Source organism: Nannocystis exedens, from assembly GCF_002343915.1.
GTDB classification, from domain to species: Bacteria; Myxococcota_A; Polyangia; order Nannocystales; family Nannocystaceae; genus Nannocystis; species Nannocystis exedens.
In genome coordinates this window covers 5,532,686-5,550,221 of the sequence record NZ_NETK01000001.1, presented here as the reverse complement: position 1 = coordinate 5,550,221, position 17,536 = coordinate 5,532,686, and the positions used below count along the sequence as shown (strand labels likewise).

11 protein-coding genes and 1 tRNA gene are annotated in these 17,536 nt (G+C 71.9%); 3 read left to right on the top strand and 9 right to left on the bottom strand.

Going from position 1 to position 17,536, the window contains the following annotated elements:
* Positions 1-70: 70 nt before the first annotated feature.
* The 5 genes from NAEX_RS21870 to NAEX_RS21845 form a co-directional block, all read right to left on the bottom strand.
* Positions 71-143, bottom strand: a tRNA-Phe gene (locus NAEX_RS21870).
* 491 nt (positions 144-634) lie between these two features.
* Positions 635-1,336 carry a hypothetical protein gene (locus NAEX_RS21860; RefSeq protein WP_096329415.1) on the bottom strand — a complete coding sequence of 234 codons (702 nt, stop codon included), beginning with the start codon at positions 1,334-1,336 and terminating at the stop codon, positions 635-637.
* Positions 1,337-1,499: 163 nt separating this feature from the next.
* The gene (locus tag NAEX_RS21855) at positions 1,500-3,368 is read right to left on the bottom strand and encodes a carotenoid oxygenase family protein (RefSeq protein ID WP_170135898.1); all 1,869 of its coding nucleotides are present in this window, start codon (positions 3,366-3,368) and stop codon (positions 1,500-1,502) included.
* Between the two features lie 130 nt (positions 3,369-3,498).
* Entirely contained in the window at positions 3,499-5,133 is a 1,635-nt protein-coding gene (locus NAEX_RS21850; protein WP_096329413.1) for an alkaline phosphatase D family protein, read from the bottom strand.
* 318 nt (positions 5,134-5,451) lie between these two features.
* Complete coding sequence (locus tag NAEX_RS21845) at positions 5,452-7,239, bottom strand: serine/threonine-protein kinase (RefSeq protein WP_096329412.1); 1,788 nt, start codon at positions 7,237-7,239, stop codon at positions 5,452-5,454.
* A 323-nt stretch (positions 7,240-7,562) separates the two neighbouring features.
* On the opposite strand from NAEX_RS21845, the gene NAEX_RS50510 reads away from it, so the two are divergent.
* Both NAEX_RS50510 and NAEX_RS21835 read left to right on the top strand, forming a co-directional pair.
* Positions 7,563-8,858 (top strand): hypothetical protein, encoded by a 1,296-nt coding sequence (locus NAEX_RS50510; RefSeq protein WP_170135897.1) that lies wholly within the window; start codon positions 7,563-7,565, stop codon positions 8,856-8,858.
* Positions 8,859-8,998: 140 nt separating this feature from the next.
* Positions 8,999-10,027, top strand: a complete 1,029-nt coding sequence (locus tag NAEX_RS21835) for a PDZ domain-containing protein (RefSeq protein ID WP_096329411.1) — start codon at positions 8,999-9,001, stop codon at positions 10,025-10,027.
* Positions 10,028-10,200: 173 nt separating this feature from the next.
* Here the strand turns inward: NAEX_RS21835 and NAEX_RS21830 are convergent, their stop codons facing one another.
* The 3 genes from NAEX_RS21830 to NAEX_RS21820 all read right to left on the bottom strand — a co-directional run bounded on the left by NAEX_RS21830 (position 10,201) and on the right by NAEX_RS21820 (position 14,263).
* A complete protein-coding gene (locus tag NAEX_RS21830) occupies positions 10,201-11,451 on the bottom strand; it encodes a TIGR02270 family protein (RefSeq protein WP_096329410.1) in 1,251 nt (416 codons plus the stop codon).
* Between the two features lie 3 nt (positions 11,452-11,454).
* Positions 11,455-11,925 (bottom strand): DUF6484 domain-containing protein, encoded by a 471-nt coding sequence (locus NAEX_RS21825; RefSeq protein WP_245913776.1) that lies wholly within the window; start codon positions 11,923-11,925, stop codon positions 11,455-11,457.
* 115 nt (positions 11,926-12,040) lie between these two features.
* On the bottom strand, positions 12,041-14,263 hold the full coding sequence (locus NAEX_RS21820; RefSeq protein WP_096329409.1) for a type VI secretion system Vgr family protein: 2,223 nt from the start codon (positions 14,261-14,263) through the stop codon (positions 12,041-12,043).
* A 152-nt stretch (positions 14,264-14,415) separates the two neighbouring features.
* Here NAEX_RS21820 and NAEX_RS21815 point away from each other — a divergent pair, with 152 nt between their 5' ends.
* A complete protein-coding gene (locus tag NAEX_RS21815) occupies positions 14,416-16,707 on the top strand; it encodes a serine/threonine protein kinase (protein ID WP_170135896.1) in 2,292 nt (763 codons plus the stop codon).
* Between the two features lie 80 nt (positions 16,708-16,787).
* Here NAEX_RS21815 and NAEX_RS21810 read toward each other — a convergent pair whose 3' ends face one another.
* Entirely contained in the window at positions 16,788-17,474 is a 687-nt protein-coding gene (locus NAEX_RS21810) for a hypothetical protein (RefSeq protein WP_096329407.1), read from the bottom strand.
* Between the last annotated feature and the right edge of the window lie 62 nt (positions 17,475-17,536).

Sequence of the window (17,536 nt, the reverse complement as noted above, 5' to 3'; positions counted from 1 at the left end):
TCGCTCGCGGGACCAAACGCGAAGAGGCGGGGCGCCGCGCGCTCCGCCTCTTCCGCTGTCTTCTTGAGAGTGCCCAGGGACGGAATCGAACCGCCGACACGGGGATTTTCAGTCCCCTGCTCTACCAACTGAGCTACCTGGGCGTGGGGGCGCAGTGGTACGAGATCCGCGGCCTGGCGTCAAGCACCTGGCGACCGGGACAGGCGGCGAAAGGCATCTGCCCGCCCCACACCTGGAGATATTTCTCACCATCCCGAGCTCCCGCGAGCAGCGCCTCGCGTCCCGGCTCGCCGCCCCGGCACAGGCCGACGCCCGGCTCGAGGTCGACGCCGGCGATTCGGAGATCCCGAATTGTCGCCACCGCGCAGTCCAACAAATGCGGCGACGTCCTGCGATGGATCGACCGCGTCACGCCTCCGGACAATCGCAGCCGCAATCGCGTGAGAGCGCGCGCTCGATCGCGGCCTGAAGCCGCAGCGCCGCCTGACGACCCTGCTCGGATGGTTCGGTGCGGACCTCGATCCACTCCGCGTCGCGCGGCTCGACCTCCGCCTGCCCTGCGGCAGCTGTCAACATTCGACCGCCCCCCCCGTCAGCAGCAGCGCGTCGACGTCGTCGCGCTGCATCACGCGGCCTACGGCAGGAGCTTGGCCAGGAAGCCGTCGCCCCCGGGTTGGGCGACCAGCTGCTGGTCGCCCCAGAACATCGTGCCCGCGAACGTGCCCCCGACGTAGACGTGCCCCTGCGCGTCGCTGTCGACCCCGTGGGCGTCGTTCCAGGAGTGGTCGCCGACGATCCGGGCCCAGCGGAAGTCGCCGTCGGCAGCGCCATACTTGGCCACGATCGCGGCGCCGTTCGTGACCACCAGCCCACCGCCGAGGTCGAGCGTGTCCGCGGCTCCGCCGGCGACGATGACTGCGTCGCCGCTGTCGCGGGCGACGTCGTAGAACCCCCCGAAGCTGGTGAAGGGGCGCTGCCACTTCGCGCCGCCGTCGGCGCTGTCGAGGGCGACCAGGTAGTAATTACCGTGGACCGGGCCCAGGCCGAAGTCGACGCTGTGCAGACCGGGTTGCCCCGAATCGTTGTACGTTGCGAGCCACACCGTGTCGTCGTCGGCCGCGAGCGCACCGAGGCCGAGCGTGCCGAAGTGGTCGTAGGCGCACTCGAACTGCCGGGCCCACTTCGGCTGACCGTCGGCAGCGGCGAGCCGGGCGACCGCGAACGCGGCGTGCGACGTGTGCAGCGGCTGGCCGCCGATGTCGATCGTCCCTTCGTTGCTCGCCGCGACGACGAGGTCGCCGCCCGCCGTGAACGCGGCCGCGTGCCCGCTCTGCATCTGCCCAGCCCATCACCGGAGGGGTGTGTCCGGGCCAGGGACGATCGCCGGGCTCGGGACCGGTTCAATTGCACGAGGACGACAATCGCTTTCGCGAACGCGCCAAGCCGGACGGGTTCGACGGAACGGCGACCCGCGGCGTCAACCCGAGCGAGAGCGGCCATCAGAACTTCGGGAACACCGCCATCGTCAGCAGCGAGTCGACGTCCTCGCTGCGCATCACGCGGCCGAGCGTCTCCTTGAAAATTTCGGAGAACGCGAGCGACCCGAGCGCGCGGGTGCGGATGAACTCGAGGTCGAGGTCGTTGCGGATGTCGACCTGGTAGTCGCGGCGGCTCGGCCTCAACGACGGCACCCACGAGCCGTGGATCGTGAACGCGAAGTCGAGCTCCGAGTGGCCGAGGCGGACGAGCGGGCCCTGGGTGATGTCGGCGGCGTCGAACAGCCACAGCTCCTCGCCGGTCGAGCCGAGCGTGCGCGGCACCGTCTCCGACGCGTGGGCCAGCACCGCCACGTAGCCGTCGCGGGCGTGGCGGGGGCCGCCGCGGCGCGGGATGAAGTTCGGCGACAGCAGGCTCCAGCCGTTCGGCGCCGTATAGCTGCGCATCGCCCCGGTCGTCGTGTCGACCTCGAGCAGGCGCGGCGGCTCGCCCTCGGCCAGCGGCAGCGCCCCGATGTCCACGCGCGGCGCGTACGCCGTGAGCAGGCGGGCCGGCACCAGCTCGGGCGCGAACCCGCTGGTGTTGTAGTACACGACCTCGATCGGCTTCTCGCGGCCGCGGCGCGCGTATGTCCCGAGGGCCAGGCCCCAGGTCTCGCGGCCCTCGACGAAGCGCGACTCGGCCTCGCCCGACGTCACGTGGACCCTGTGGATCCCCAGGCGGCCGCGGGCCAGGGCGCAGGGGATCTGCATGCCCGCGACCGCGATCCCGGCCTCGCCGCCGCTCAGCAGGTCCTCGCCCTCGTGGATCCACTCCGACACGTCGAGCGTCGGCGTGTGCGGCACGATCAGGCGCACGTGCTCGCCGTCGTCCTCGAAGTCGGCGTAGAAGTGGACCGACTCGCCCTCGAGCTCGATCCGGTGGGCCATCACCGGCGTCGGGTGATCGGCGAACCCGCCCGCGCGCGGCCGCAGGTCGCGGCGGCGGATCGCGTGGATGATCGTCGTCGGCCGCTGCGTCCGCATCGAGCTCGCGCCCAGCAGCTCGCGCAGCGGCTCGACCGGCAGCACCTGGCCCAGCACGTCGAGCGCCAGCTGGCGCATCTCGACCACGAACGCCGAGTCCTGGATCAGCACCCAGTTGCGGGTGACCTGGATCTGATGCACGCACTGGTGGATCTGGATCGGCTCGCCGTCGCGGTCGATCAGGCTGAAGTGCTCGAGCGCCCGACCTGTCCAGCGGACCAGGTGCGAAAAGCCAGGTCGCCCGCCGGGCGCCGGGTTGGAGAAGTTGACGGTGAACAGCTCGCCGGTGGCCTCGTCCTCGGCCGGGTGGGCGGTGCTCAGCACCAGCGGGAAGGCCCACGGCACCGGGATCGAGCCGAGCCACTCGTCGGCCTTGCCGATCGGGGTCACCAGCTCGAGCGTGACCGGGTCGAACTCCCACGGGCGGCCGGCGTCGGTCGTCACGATCATGCGGTCGCGCAGCGGGATCGGCGAGTTGCTCAGGACCGTACGGACCCCGAGCAGCGGCGAGATCCGCGACAGGCCGATGTCGCGGAACTGCATCAGCTCGCCGAAGCTCGCGGCCGCCCGGTCGGCGTAGTGACACGGCGGCCGCACGATGTTCTGCGCCAGGCGGATCCGGTCGGGCTCGAGGTCGAAGCGGTACAGGGTGCCCTCGCCGGTGAAGGCGGGGCGGCCGAGCGACGCGATCGAGCCGGCGATGAACAGGTGCCCGTAAATGTCCGCCGGTATCGCTCCGTCCAGCACGTTGAGCTCGAGCTCGCGGCGGTGACCATCGAGGTCCTCCGCGCCGCTGCTGAGCATCGACGTGGGCATGATGCGGCTGGGCCCCTGCGGGATCTCCATGGCCCTCATCGTCGAGGATCGGCGGCGGAAAGCCTCCTGATCGCCCACCGCGCAGCCGTGCGGATCCTCAAGGTTCGCCCGCGCGCGAACGCGCTGGAGGACATGTCCCGAAGTTCACATGTCGACCGCGTCACTTCTGCGTCAGCGTCTCGCTGTACGCGTCCTGCCCGCTGTCGGGGTCGATGAAGCGGACCTGTACCTCGTCGGCGGCCGGGTCGAACGTGATGATGCAACCGTGCGGATTGGACGAGCCGAACGAGAATTGGGGGGCGGCGAGGAAGTCGCCGAGGACGTTGGTGTTGCCCCCGGTCACGGCGATCTCGCGCGTCTTGGCGACCACCCCGTCGCCGTCGGGCTCGACGTGGCTGATGAAGCACGTGTGGAAGTCTCCCGAGAGGAACCAGACGTTGCCGATGTCCTCGGCGGCGATGAAGTCGAGCAGCTCCTGGCGCTGGACCGGGTAGCCCTCCCAGCGGTCGCCCGCCGCGAAGTCCCACGGGATCGTCGGCATGTCGGTGATCGGCACCGAGTTGAGGATCACCTTGAAGTGACACGGGCTCGACTGCAGCCGCTCCTTGAGCCAGGCCATCTGCTCCTTGCTGATGTAGATCGGGTCGGCCGAGTTGGCGGTCGACGGCCTCCGCTCGGTGCGGCAGTCGAGCACGATGAACTCCGCCGTCAGGCCCCAGCGGAAGCTCTGCCACACGCGGAACTGCATCGGCGTGTCGGTCACCGGGATCGCCTCGAAGTACGAGGTCATCGCGTCCTGCAGCCGCTGCGGATCGATCGTCTCGGGGTTGAAGTCGTTGGTGACCTCGTGGTCGTCGAGCGTGCAATAGAGCCCCGCCCGCGCGTAGGCCAGCGCCATCCCGCCGCCGTCGGCCACCGCCAGGTAGGCCTGCCAGTTGCCGCGGTAGTCCGACAGCGCCATCTCGCCGTCGTTGTAGGCCATGTCGCCGAGGTGGAGGAAGACGTCGTAGTATTCGTCGCTGGTCCGCTGCAGCGCGGGCCACGGGAAGTTGTCGAGCCCGTTGCAGCACGAGATCGCCACCGTCAGCGGCTCCATCGCGTCGTCGGCGATCGCGGTGCGGAACTCGCCGAGCACCCCGCGCGCGACCGGCTCGCCGCGGTCCGTGGCGAAGAAGCCGTAGCGGTACCACTGCCCCGGGCACAGCCCGTCGACGAGCTGCCGCAGGTAGCCGTTCTCGTCGGGCGTCACCTCGATCTCGCGGATCACCCGCACCGTGCCCTCGCCGTCGCCGGGCTGCCACACGCGCAGCAGCACCGGGTCCGGCAGCTCGCTGCGGCCGTGGATCAGCGCCGACTCCTGGCGCATCGCCCCCGCCATCACCGCGGTGGGGAAGCGCGCCAGATCTTCGGCCACCGCGTCGGGCGCGAACACGATCTCCTGGCCCTCGCACGCCTGCGGCTGCGCGCCCATGTCGCTCGGCTCGCCGGTGCTCGTGCTCGTGGTGCTGTCGTCGCCGGTGCTGGTCGAGTCGACGCCGGTGCTCGACGTCGTCCCGTCGCCGGTGCTCGTGCCGGTCGAGCTGCTCGTCGTCGGCGCCCCCGTGGTCGGCACGTCGCCGCTCGAGGTCGTGCTGCCGTCGCCGGTCGTACTGCTGCCGCCGGGCCCCTCGGTGCCCGCCATCACGTCGTCGGCGCACGCCGGCACCGCCGCCAGCGTCGCTCCTGCCAGCGTCTTCAAAAAATCTCGCCGCGCGAGCTTTCGTTCGCCCCCGTGCTCGTCGTCGTGGTCGGACATCGGGCCCGACTTTATGGGCACTTCACATCACATCGGCGCGAACTCGACGTGACCTTCAGCGCGCGCCCCGATCAGCCCTCCGGATGCAGAAGGCCCCGATCGGGGTTGCGAAGACACGCCACGCGGATCGGGTGACGGTCGGGGATCGGTCGCAGGCGACAGCCCACGCGCTCGTGCCTGCATCGATCGCCCGCTCGCGTGGGAAGAGCTCGTGCAGCTCCGGAAAGCCGACATGTCCCCCGAAGCATGTCCAAAAGGCACAGCAGCGACGGGCCGTCGCGCGCTCTCGACCTGTCCCGGGGGCCAGCCTGATCGCGGTCAGTACACGCGGAAGCTGTAGGCGAAGAACGCGTGTTTGAAGCTGCTGCCGGCCGGCACGGGCAGCCGCGCGTCGCGGATCAGCTCGATCATGCAGGCCGCGGCGGGGTCGGAGGCGGGGCGGCCGACCGGCTTGATCTGGGTCAGGCGGCCGTCCTTCGTCAGCACGAACTTGAAGGTCACCGTGGCGTCGATCGCGACCCCGTGCTGGCGGCCGCACTGGGCCGCGGCCGGGCGGAAGGGCTTGAGCAGCTCGTCGATCTGCGCCTCGGTGACGGCGGTCGCCTCGTCGGGGTCGTCGACGATGTCGTAGTTGACCGGCTCCTTGGGACCTGTCTCAGAGGACCTGGTCGTTCGGGCAGCCTTGATCGCGGTCGGCTGGGGGTCGCTCGGCGGCAGCGGGTCGGGCGGCGTGGTCGGCAGCGCGACCGGCGGCTCCGGCTCGGGCGGCGGCTCGTCGGGCTGGTCCTCGACCTGCGGGTCCTGTGTCGGCGCCGGCGGCGTGGTCTCGAGCACGCGCGGGTCGGTCTGGGCGGGCCGTGGGGCGTCGGGCGGGGCCATGACCGCGGCCGGCGCTGCGACCGGCGCGGGGCCCGGCGGCGGGGCGCCGGTGAGGAATTCGAGGCCCGGGGTGCCGGCGAACACCCAGGCGATCAGGCCCGCGGCGATCAGCGCCAGGATGATGGTGACGCCGACGCTGCTCTCTTTGACCGGCGCGGAGGCGCTGGAGGCACTGCGGGACGGACCGGACAGCGCCTTGGTGCGGATGGCGGTGGCTTCGGCGCGGCCGATGCGGGTGTCGTCGAGCAGGGCGAGGCGCAATTCCATGATGTTTTGATAGCGCTCCTCGGGGGCCTTGCTCAGGGCCTTGAGGATCACCCGCTCGACCACGCCGGGGATGTTGGCGTCGGGCGCGACGCGCCGCGGCGGGATCGGCGTGTCGAGCAGCTGCATCGCCAGCACGGTCGTCTGCTTGCCGCTCTTGAACGGGCACGAGCCGGTCAGCAGCTCGTAGAGGAGGACGCCGACGGCGTAGATGTCGACGCGCGGGTCGGGCTTGGCCCCGCGGATCAGCTCCGGCGCCATGTACTCCGGGGTGGACAGGAGCACGCCGTTGGCCAACAGCCCCTCGGGCAGATCTTCGTCGACGATCCGCGCGATGCCGAAGTCGACCACCTTGACGTAGTCGTCGCTGGTGGCGTGACGCACGCGGTAGACGTTGCTCGGCTTGAGGTCGCGGTGGATCACTCCTTGCGCGTGGGCCGCCTCGAGCGCGTCGCAGATGTGCAGGAACATCGGCAGGACGCGCGTCCACGGCAGCGGCCCGTGGCGGCTCAAGGTCTCGCGCAGGCTCTCGCCCTCGAGGTACTCCATGACGATGTAGGCGAGCCCGCCCTCGATGCCGAAGTCGACCACGTCGCCGATGTGCGGGTGGTGCAGGCGCGAGGCGACGCGCGCCTCCTGGACGAAGCGCCGCTGCACGACATCGAGCGCGCCGCGGTTGAAGTTCGCGTTGCGCAAGATCTTGACCGCGAACCGCCGGTCGCCGCCGGCCGCCGCCCGGGCCTCGTACACCGACGACAGACCGCGCCCCCCGAGCGGCCGCACCAGGCGGTAATTGCCGAGCACGCGGTCGATCAGGTCGTCGGGGTCGTCGGGCTCGACGACCTTGGCGAAGCCGGTGCCGCTGCGCGACGCCGGGTCCGCCTCCTGCGCGAGGCTGGGGATCTTGATGACTCCCGAGGATTCACCGGGGGCCGGCTCGTGCGAGTGGGGCGACGGGTCCATAAGACGGGAGCAGCGGGAGCGACGGGACCGCGGCAAGCATAACCGAGGGGGGCGACGTGGATCGAATCCGTCGCCAGAACGCGAGGACCCGCGCGCTATCGCGCAATTGCCGCGGCGAAGAATGCAGCTTGCCGCAGGGGCGCGACTCGAAGCTGTCCTTTGGGCCAGAAACTCGGGAGCGCGACGGTCCAGATCCGTCACCGATCTTCGACCCTCCCCGACGACGCCTCCGCACACCTACCGGCGTCGGACTCGGCTTGTAATCACCGGGCCCGTCACGCATCGTACTCGGGTCCGTGATGCTCTCTGCTCGTCGCGCCGCGTTGTCCCTGGTCTGTTTCGGCGCGCTGGCGCTCGCCTGGACCGTCGCACCGGCCGAGGCCGCTGCGGCCCCGCCGTCGGTCGGACCGCCGCCCAAGCTGCCCGACATCGGCCCGCCGCCGATGCTGCCCGACGTCGGCCCGCAGAACGTCCCGCCCACCAGCCCCGGCCCGTCGACGCCGCCGAAGACCACGGCGCCGACGCCCGTCAAGCCCGCCCCGGGACCTCCGGTCATGCGCCCCAGCGTACGCCCGACGTCGGCGCCCACCCCGCCCGCGCCGCCGGTCGCCGCGCCCGAGCCTCCGGCCGAGTCGGTGCCCCCGCCGGCCGCGTCGGTCGCCCCGCCGCCGACCTCGAGCCCGGTGCCGACCCCGCCGCCACCTGTCTCTTCGGGCAGCTCGCCCGACGGCGACCCGCTGCAGCCCGAGGGGCCGAAGTCGTCCGGTCTGACGGACACGCGGGCGCCGAGGATCGAGGGCGCCGACCCGACCGGCGCCGACGGCAAGACGGACAAGCCGGCCGAGCCGCCGAAGTCGCAGGAGGAGATCGAAGAGGAGGCGGCCCGAGCGCGGCGCAAGCAGCCGAAGAAGTGGCGCCACGCCGGCCTCATCGTCGAGCCGCGGTTCGGCACGCTCGGCTGCACGCGCCAGTTCTGCGCCAGCAGCAGCGGCCACGGCGAGCGGCCGGGCGCGCTGCTCGGCGGCTTCATCGGCGGCAACCTGCTCGGCCTGCTCGACCTCGGCATCGAGGCCCAGTGGGGCACGCTGCGGCCGCGCGACGTCGAGGGCAAGAACGCGGTGACGCTCTTCGGCATCGACCCGGCGCGCCTCGAGCAGGCGCTGTCGGAGCGGCTCGGCACCGAGGTCGACGTCGACTTCAACCAGCTGATCGTCAACAGCGCCAAGGCGCGGGCCGTCAGCGCCGGCCCGGCCCTGCGGATCCACTTCCTCCGCAAGGGCCGCGGCGTCGCCTATATCGGCACCGGCATCCACTACCAGCTGTGGCGCAACCGCTACGACACCACCGGCGGCCCCACGCGCATGGACTTCCACGGCTTCGTCGCCCCGTTCCGCGTCGGCGGCGGCGCCTTCGTCCACCCCAACATCGCCGTCACCGGCGAGTTCGCCTATCACTACGCGTTCTACGTCATCACCGGGGTCAGTCACCCCGAGCTGTCCGGCGTGGCGCCGCTGACGATCATCGAGGGCGCGGCGCTCGACGCCGGCGCCAACCTCCGCAAGGGCCTGCCGCACTTCTGGTCGTTCTCCGTCAGCGTCCGCTTCCGCCTGGGCCTGTGAACCAGCCTGCCGCGAGGAGGCGGCGGGCAGGGCCTCGGGACCCCTGGAAGGCCCCGCCGGCCCGCGAGTTTCGGACTGCGCTCTTTGCGCACGCCGCTCGGATTTGACGCTCGCGGGACCCCGCTCTAAAGTCCGCGGCGATGCTCCGCGGTCTGGTTCACCGTCTCGTCCCCCTCGGCTTCGCCTCCACGCTGGCACTGTCGGCCATCGCCGCGTGCGACGGCGGCGGGTCCTCGGCTCCGCCCGTCTCGGTCACGAGCGAGCAGCTCAAGCCGGGCGGCGTGTTCATCACCTACGTCAACGGCTGCGAGAAGGGCTGCAACGAGCTCGGCCGCGGCGACCTCGTGCTCGAGCTGAACGGCCAGCCGGTGTCGACGGCCAAGGACCTGCGCGTCAGCCAGATCGCCACCGGCCAGCCCGTCAAGCTCAAGGTCCGCAAGCCCTCCGGCCAGGAGGTCGAGGTCGAGCTGGTCGCCACCCCGAACGACAAGCTGCAGCCGATCAAGGAGGCCCCGCCGTTCTGGTCGGTCGGCGCCGCCGACCTCGACAAGGCGCCCCAGTGGGCCCGCCGCAGCCTGTTCGGCCACGCCAGCCTCATGATCATGCTGATGAACATGGACGGCGGCGTCACCGACGGCCGGCAGATGGCCGGCAAGAAGCGCCTGGTCCTGTTCTGGGACTGGGCGACGCGTGACGAGCAGGCCCAGGCCGCCAACATGCTGCGCGTGCTGCAGATGGCCCGCGAGGACCTGCAGAACGCCGGCGTGGAGATCATGTTCACCCACGTGACCTTCCCGTCCAACTTCACCGGCACGACCAGCCAGGAGACCGGTCGCCCGCTGCCGCGCGTGGCGCCGATGAACGACTCCGGCCTGCGCGAGTGGCAGAAGACCAACGGCCTGCCCGACAAGCCGCCGCTGCCGACCTACCGCTTCCCCAACGCGACCGAGTATCAGGCCTCGCGCGAGCTCGGCCTCGAGGGCGCGACCACCTACCAGCAGTACCTCCGCCAGTCGCCGGCGATCGTCCTCCTCGACGAGGACGGCATCATCCGCTGGCACTCCGAGGGCATCCAGGCCCCGCCCGCCGGCGACGAGCTGGCCGGCAAGGGCAAGGACGACCAGTGGACGATCATCCAGGCGATCGAGTTCGCCAAGAAAGAGCTCTGAGCCGCTCGCTGGCGCCCGAGCCATGGCCCTTCGGACCTGTCCGGAGGGCCATTTGATTCTCCGGAGCTCGTCCCTGCGCCTCCCGGAGGTCGCGCCCCGACGAATGGGCCGCGACGCGCGGCCTGGCCGCGCTGCCGTGTCCCGGTCGCCGCGCCAAATCACGACCTCGCGGGTCAGCCCGCCCCGAACACACGACGGAGCTCGGCCAGCTCGCGGCGCTGGCGGGCCGTGAACGCACGGGTCTGCAGGCGCAGCAGCACGCCGCGCGGGGCGCGGAGCTGCAGGTCGAGCAACAGCGCAGGCCGCCGGCGCATCGGTCCATCGGTCAGCGCCTCGACGACCTCGGCGCGACCGCGCGGCTTGCCTTGCAAGTAGCGCCGTCCGTCCTCGAAGCGCGGCCGCTGGCGCAGCCACCACTGCATCGTCGGCAGCGGATCGGGCCGCGGGAGGTCGTGCTCGGGCGTGTGCTCGAGCGCCTCGTCCTCGACCACCACCGTCAGGCCGGCGTCGTCGAGATCGACCCCCGTCAAGGCCTGCATCATCTCGCCGATCAGCGGCCCGCACGCGGCGTCGTCGAGCCACTCGAGGCACGCGTCGACCAGCTCGGGCGCGCCGACGTGGCCGAGGACGTAAATCGCGGCCGCGCGCCGCGACGCGTCACTCAGCGCCGCCTGCACCACCGCACGGTCGCCCGCGGCGTCGCGCAGCGCCAGCAGCAGCATGGCCAGCCCGCCCCCGGGCTCCTCGGCGCGCGCCCGCACGCGCGTCCACGTCGGCGCCGGCGCGAGCACCAGGCCGGCCGCGATCGCGGCGTCGACGACCCGCGGATCGTCGTCGCCGAGCCCGGCCTGGATCGCTCGCACCTGGCTCTGGCCGTCGACCTCGCCGGGCAGGGCCCGCAGGCCGAGGCTGCGCACTGCCGGGTCGTCGCTGGCGAGCAGCAACGACAGCGCCTCGCCCAGCGGCTCGTGGCGGAACACCAGCGCCTCGGCGCATGCGGCGACGATCGCCTCGTCAACGTCGGCGAGCCCGGCCCGCAGCCGCGGCAACAGCTCGGCGTGGTCGACGCACGCGAACGCGCGCACCAGCGCGGGCCGCTGATCGGGCAGCTCGTGCAGCGCCGCGAACAACGTCGCCAGCGCCGTGTCCACCGGCCCGAGCAGCAGCGTCGCCGCGGCCGCGCTGACCCGCGCCGATTCATCCGACTCGAGCGCCGGTACCAACAATCGCTCGACGGCCGGCGCGTCGCCGATCACCAGACCGTCGAGGTGGGCCAGCAGCCGCGATTCGACCCCGGCGGCGACCTCCTCGAGCGTATAATTGGGGGCGACCAGGCTCTGCTCCCATGATTCCCACAGGAACTCGGCCTCGTCGAGGTGCTCCTCGAGCACGTCCCACAGCGGCTCGTCGTCGCCCTCACGCATGATTCAGTTGATCTGCACCGAACCGCCCTTGATGCGATTCGTGCCCTTCGCCCGGGTCTCGACGTAGGCGCCGCGGATCACCAGCTTGCCGTCCTTCTTGAGCGAGATGCTGGCCTCGCCGCAGCGCAGCTCGACCTCCTCGGTGCCGGTGAGGACCACGCGCTTGCCGTCGACGCGGGCCTCGCGGGCCGACCCCGGCGCCTGCACCAGCCCGACGATCAGCGGCCGGGACGGGTCGCCGCCCTCGAACATCAGCGCCGCCGGCTGCCGCGTGGCGACCGCGTTCGTCAGCGCGCGCGCGTCGAGCTCGACCAGCAGCCGCGCCGGCACCGGCCCCGCCGCGTTGCCCGGGAAGTCGACCCGCGGCGGCTCGGCGGCGGTGAGCCAGCCGAGGAGCACCGCCGGCAACGCCGGTGCCGGGTTCGGCGGGACGATCGGGACGACGCGGGACGATGCGGGGCGACGCGCGGCCATGAATTGCTCCTCGGGTTCGAACGGCTCAGGCGTGAGAAGTTGAGGGTGGAGGCGAATCGGGCCCGGAGGGCCGTGGAACGCGCCGCGCGGGCGCGGGGAACGAGCGGCGCGGGGGTCAGTTGAGCTTGATCTTCGAGCCCTTGACGGTGACCTCGCCGGTGGCCTTGATGCTGAGCTTTTTCGCCTGGATCGTGATGTCGCCGTTCTTCTTGAGGACGACCGTCGCGTTGCCGCACTGGATCGACAGCTGGTCGGCGGCGACGACCGCGGCCTTCTTGCCGGCGGCGAGGTTGAGGTTCTCGCCGGCGGTGACGTTGACGTGCTTGCCGGCCTGGAGGCCGATGTTCTTGCCGGCGCTCTCGGTGATGTTGTCGGCCGCGCTGACGCTCTTGGCCCCGCCGACGCTCTCGGAGCTGCTGCCGCCGACGCTCAGCGCGCGGGCGAGGCCGACGGTCTCGGACTTGGCGAGGCCGACGTTCTCCGTCATCGCCCCGCCGACGGTCACCGCATAGGCCGCGCCGACGGCCAGGGTGCTGGCGATGCCGACGGTCTCGGCCTTGTTGGCGCCGATCGACTCGGTCTGGTCGACGGCGACGGTGAAGGTCGCGCTGGCGCCGACGGTCTCGGTGAGGTTCTGGCCGACGCCGATCGACATGTTGGCGCCGATCCGCTCGACGTGCATCTTGCCGACGGTGATCGTGCGGTCGTTGCCGACGTCGATCGTCTCGTCGTGGCCGATCGCCACTGCGCTGTCGTGGCCGACCGACCGCGCTTCGTCGTTGCCGACCGACTGGGTCTTGTCGTGCTCGATGACGATGTTCCAGTCCTTCTGGCCGTGGAGGAAGATCTCCTCGCTGCCCTTCGCGTCCTCGAAGCGCAGCTCGTTCGAGCCGCCGCCGCCCGGGCTCGACTCCGACTTGATCGTGCTCTTCGTCTTCTGGTCGGGCAGCGGATAGGGCGGCGTGTTGACGCCGGTGTAGATCCGCCCGGTGATGATCGGCCGATCGGGGTCGCCCTCGATGAAGTCGACGATCACCTCGTGGCCGATCCGCGGCAGGAACATCGCCCCGAAGCCGTTGCCCGCCCACATCTGGCTGACGCGCACCCAGCACGAGCTGCCGTCGTCGAAGGCGCCGCGGCGGTCCCAGTGGAATTGCACCTTCACGCGGCCGTGCTCGTCGACGTGGATCTCCTCGCTGCCGGGGCCGACCACCGTCGCCGTCTGCACCCCGTGCACCGTCGGCTTGGGCGTGCGCCGCGGCGCGCGGTACGGCACCTCGGCGGCGCTGCAATCGAAGCGGTTGGTGTACGAGAACTCGCCGGTCGCGGCCTCGTCGAGCACCTGCGGCTGCTCGCCGCGGTGGACGACGCGGATCAGCCGGTACTCGCCGGCGAGGTGGGGACGCGACTCGTCGGCGACGTTGAAGAAATAGCCGGGGGTCAGGCGCGGGCTGTCGCTCTCGCCGCTGCCCGAGCGCCGGGTCGCCTGCACCGCCTCGAGGCGCAGGCGCGCCTGCTTGCCCGCCGTCTCCGGGCCGCCGCGGCCGCCGACCTGGAAGCCGCCGGGGTAGTCGTAGAGCTCGCGCGCGTCGCCCTGCCCCTCCTCGGCCTCGACCTCCTCGGCGGGGGTGTGGAGGTTGCGGTCGCGCAGCGACACGCGCTGCGGGCGGATGCTCTCGCCGAGGGTGAATCGCAGCAGTCGCTCGCGCTCGCGGGTGGCGTTGAAGCCGAGCGCAGGATCTTCGGCGATCGGCGAGCCGCCGTCGGCCTGATCGGTGATCACGAGGACGTGCCTGTCCTCGTGGTGCTCGAAGAAATAATACATACCGTCGGCTTCCATCAGCCGATGGATGAAGTCGAGGTCGGTCTCGCGGTATTGTACGCAGTAGTCGCGCGGGGCGTAGGTCGCGTGCAGCTGCGTCCGCACCCCGGCGCGCGGGATGCCGGCCGTCTCGAGCACCTTGGCGACGATCTCGGGCGTCGACTGGCCCTGGAAGATCCGGCTGCCCGCGCGCTGCTGGAGCGTCCAGATCTCCGGCACCAGCGTGACCTCGTGGAGGGTGTAGCTCGACGATTCGCCGACGTAACGCGCGTCACACACCAGGCCGTGGACGTGGCGGGGCGCCTCGCGGCCCTGGATCGTCAGCACCGCGGCGTGGCCGACCAGGTCGTCGAGCGGAACCGTCACGGAGGCCAGCTCGAGGCGGAACCCGAACAGCGAGGAGACGGCCTCCTCGCCGGTGAACCGGACCACCCGCAGCTCCTCGCTGCAGCCGTCCACGGTGAATGTGAACATCGATCGATTGCCCAGCAGGGCGGTGCTGCCACTTTCCGTCATGAGCGCTCGAACGAAGTCGGAAAGCTACTACACGCGATCGGCCCCGACAAGGCGCGGAGGCCCTGCGACGAAAACGCCCCATTACAGCGGCGCGGGCTGCTGCGCGACTTCGGTCATGTCATATGCGGTTGCTCGCCCGCGCCGATCGGTGGATGCTCGCTACGGTCGTGACGGGCACCAGCGAGGCGAGAGCCAGGGTCGGAGACGTGCTCGGCGGGCGCTGGGAGCTGCGCGAGCCCGTCGGCGGCGGCGGCCTCGGACGCGTGTTCCTGGCGTGGGACCGCGAGCGCCGTCAGACCTGCGCGCTCAAACTGTTCGACGCTTCCGCAACCTCGTCGGAGGCGTTCCGCCGCTACACCGAGGCCATCCGCACCGCCGCCGCGGTGAGCCACCCCGCGGTCGTGCTGCCCCAGACGCCTGTCGTCGCCGGCGGGCCGCGCTTCGCCGTCGCGGAGTGGCTCGCGGGCGCCGACCTCGACGGCCTGCGCGCCCGCGGCGAGCCGCTGCAATGGGCGCGGGCCGCGGAGATCGTGAGCACCTGCGCGGACGCGCTCGCGGTCGTGCACGAGGCCACAGGGCTCGCGCACCGCGCGCTCAAACCAGGCAACGTGTGGATCACCGAGAGCTCGCAGGTGCGGCTGCTGGACCTCGGGATCGCCGAGCTCGCGGTCTCGCCGGTCGCCCCGCGGGACGGCGGCGTGTTCGTCGATTACCGCGCGCCGGAGCAGATCGAAGGCAACGGCGGCGACGCCCGCGCCGACGTGTTCACGCTCGCGGTACTACTATTCGAATTGACGACCGGGGTCCATCCATTCGCCGGTGCGTCGGCGTTCAAGGCGGCCCACCGGGTGCTGCAAGCGACGCCCGATCTGTCGACCGCCGGGCTGCCGCTGCAGGCCCGGTCGCTCTTGACGCGGGCGCTGGCCCGGCGCCCGGACGAGCGCCACGCGAGCGCGCGCGAGTTCCTGCGCGCATTGACGCTGGTGCGCCAATCCGTCGGCAGCATGGCGCCGCGGCCGACCGCCGCCGACATTGCACACACCGCAGAAACCGTCGACGAGCCGGCTCCCACGGTCGATCCGACCACGCAATTGCGGATCCCCGTGGCCCGGCCGAAGCCGCCGATCGCCGCACCCGAGGCCGGCGCCCGCGATCCGCACAAGGACGCGGCATTCGTGGCACCCGTCGCGCCCGCCACCGCCGATTCGCCGCCCGCGGCGGACGAGCCCGCGCTGCTCGGCTCCGGGGCCGAGCGGCCGACGCCGGCGCGTCCGTCGGCGACCGGCAAGCCGGCGCACGAACCACTGCCGCACCTCTCGACCGGGCCCATCGTCACTCCCGAACCGAGCACCGAGCGAGACGCTCGCCGGCCGACGGGCCCCGAGCTGACGATGGCGCTGCGCGAGCCGGCTCGGGTGTCCCGAAGGCCAGGTCCGGCCGGGCGCGACCCCAAACCGGCGCCTGCGCCGAAGGGCGGCAAGAGCCGGCCGGAGGCCAACTTCGTGCCCGCTCCGCCCGAGCTGCCCGCCGACTGGATCACCACCGAGCGCGACTTCCGGCGCCCGGCCCCCCCGCGCGAGGCGACCGTCGCCCTGCCCTTGCCCGCCGACCTGTCCAAAAAGCCAGGCGTCCCCGCGACCGGGCGCGACGGCCGGCGCCGGGCTCCGCCCGAGAAGACCGCGCGCCGGCCGAGGTCCGACGAGCCGTCGAAGCAGCCGGGTCTGCCCGCCGACTGGACCACCTTCGCGCGCGACGGCCGGCGCCCCGCGCCCGAGACGACCCTGGCCCTGCCCCGCGCCGGCGGGCTGGCCGAACAGCCAGGTCTGCCCGCCGACTGGACCACCACCGAGCGCGACGGCCGGCGCCCCGCTCCGGAGGCGACCATGGCGCTCCCCGATCCCGCTCGCGCGCCGGAACGCCGCGCCCCGGCCGACGAGGACGCGGCGACGACCGCGATGCCGACGCTGAAGCCGCGTCCTTCCCAATCTGTCCCCGAGGACACCTTCGAGGAAGCCAACGACGACGAGGTGACGCGGGCCATCCCCCGCATCACCGCCCTCGGCCATTCGGACCTGCACGAAGGGCCAGATGGCCAGCCCGGCCGGCGCCCCGAGTCGACGGTCGTCCTCGACCGGGGCGGCGCGCGGCCGGCCGAGTCGACCCTCGCCCTGCCTGACCCGAAGGACATCCCCGACCGCGGCCCTCGCGACGCCCGCCCCGCCGCCGTGCCCGCAGAAACGACGCAGGTGGTGTCAAACCTCGGGGAGCAGGCCCGCGCCGCGATGACGCGCCGCCCGGCCGGCGCTGCGGAGCCCCGGGCGCCGGCCGCCGACAAGCCGTCGCCCGGCGAAAACCCGTGGCTGTCGCCGCGCCGGCTCATCCTCTTCAACATCGCCCTCGGCGTGTTGATCCTCGCCGCGCTCGCCGTCGTGCTCACTCGCTGACGGCGGCCGTTCCCGCGTCCTCCTCGGCGCCCGTCGGAGGGCTCGGGCGAGGTCGTACCGTCCGGGGCGCGAGCCGCAGCTCATTCGCAGTTCTCCCACGAGAGGAACGCAGACGGTCGACCCGGGAGTCCGAGTCGCTGGCCGAGGTCGGCGATCGCGCGGAGCCGCTCGGCGTCGAAGACGCGGATGTCGTCCCGGATCAGCTCGGACGCGTTGCTCTCGTCGAAGTGGTGGCCGGGCGTGTCCGCGTAGATCGTGAGCCTGGCGTCATCATGCGTCGGGAGCCGGCAAGTGAGCACGTTCCAGCCGCCGAAGAACTCGAGCGCGTCGCAAGGCGCGAAGCAGACGAAGGCCTCGAGCCCGCTCACGAACGCCGGCACGTCGAAGAACCGCTCGAGGTAACGGGCGAGCGAGTCGAGCTCGGACGACTCGTACGACCGACCGCTCGTACCGACGAGCGCCCGCAACACGGGGTACTGGCGCAGCGTCTCCATGTCGGGGTCCTCGCTCATCGCCTTCAGCCCACGGACCAACACGTCCAGCGGACCCCCGTCGCGGCCGCGGTTGGCCTCGAGTCGTAGCAACGCCCCGAACGCGGTCGGATAGGACATGCAGTCGCCTCCGGCCTGCTGAAATACGCGGACGATGGCGCCGTCGGGCGGCAACGCGGCGTTCAAATGCTCGAGCGACACGGCGCCCGGCGCCTCGTAACCGATGAGGATCGCCGGAAGGAACACGCCGGTGCCGAGCGGCTCGAGGCTGATCATCACAGCGATGATAGCCGGGCACGCCGTCATGGTCGCGGCCGGCCCGGGTGACGCGAGCGGCG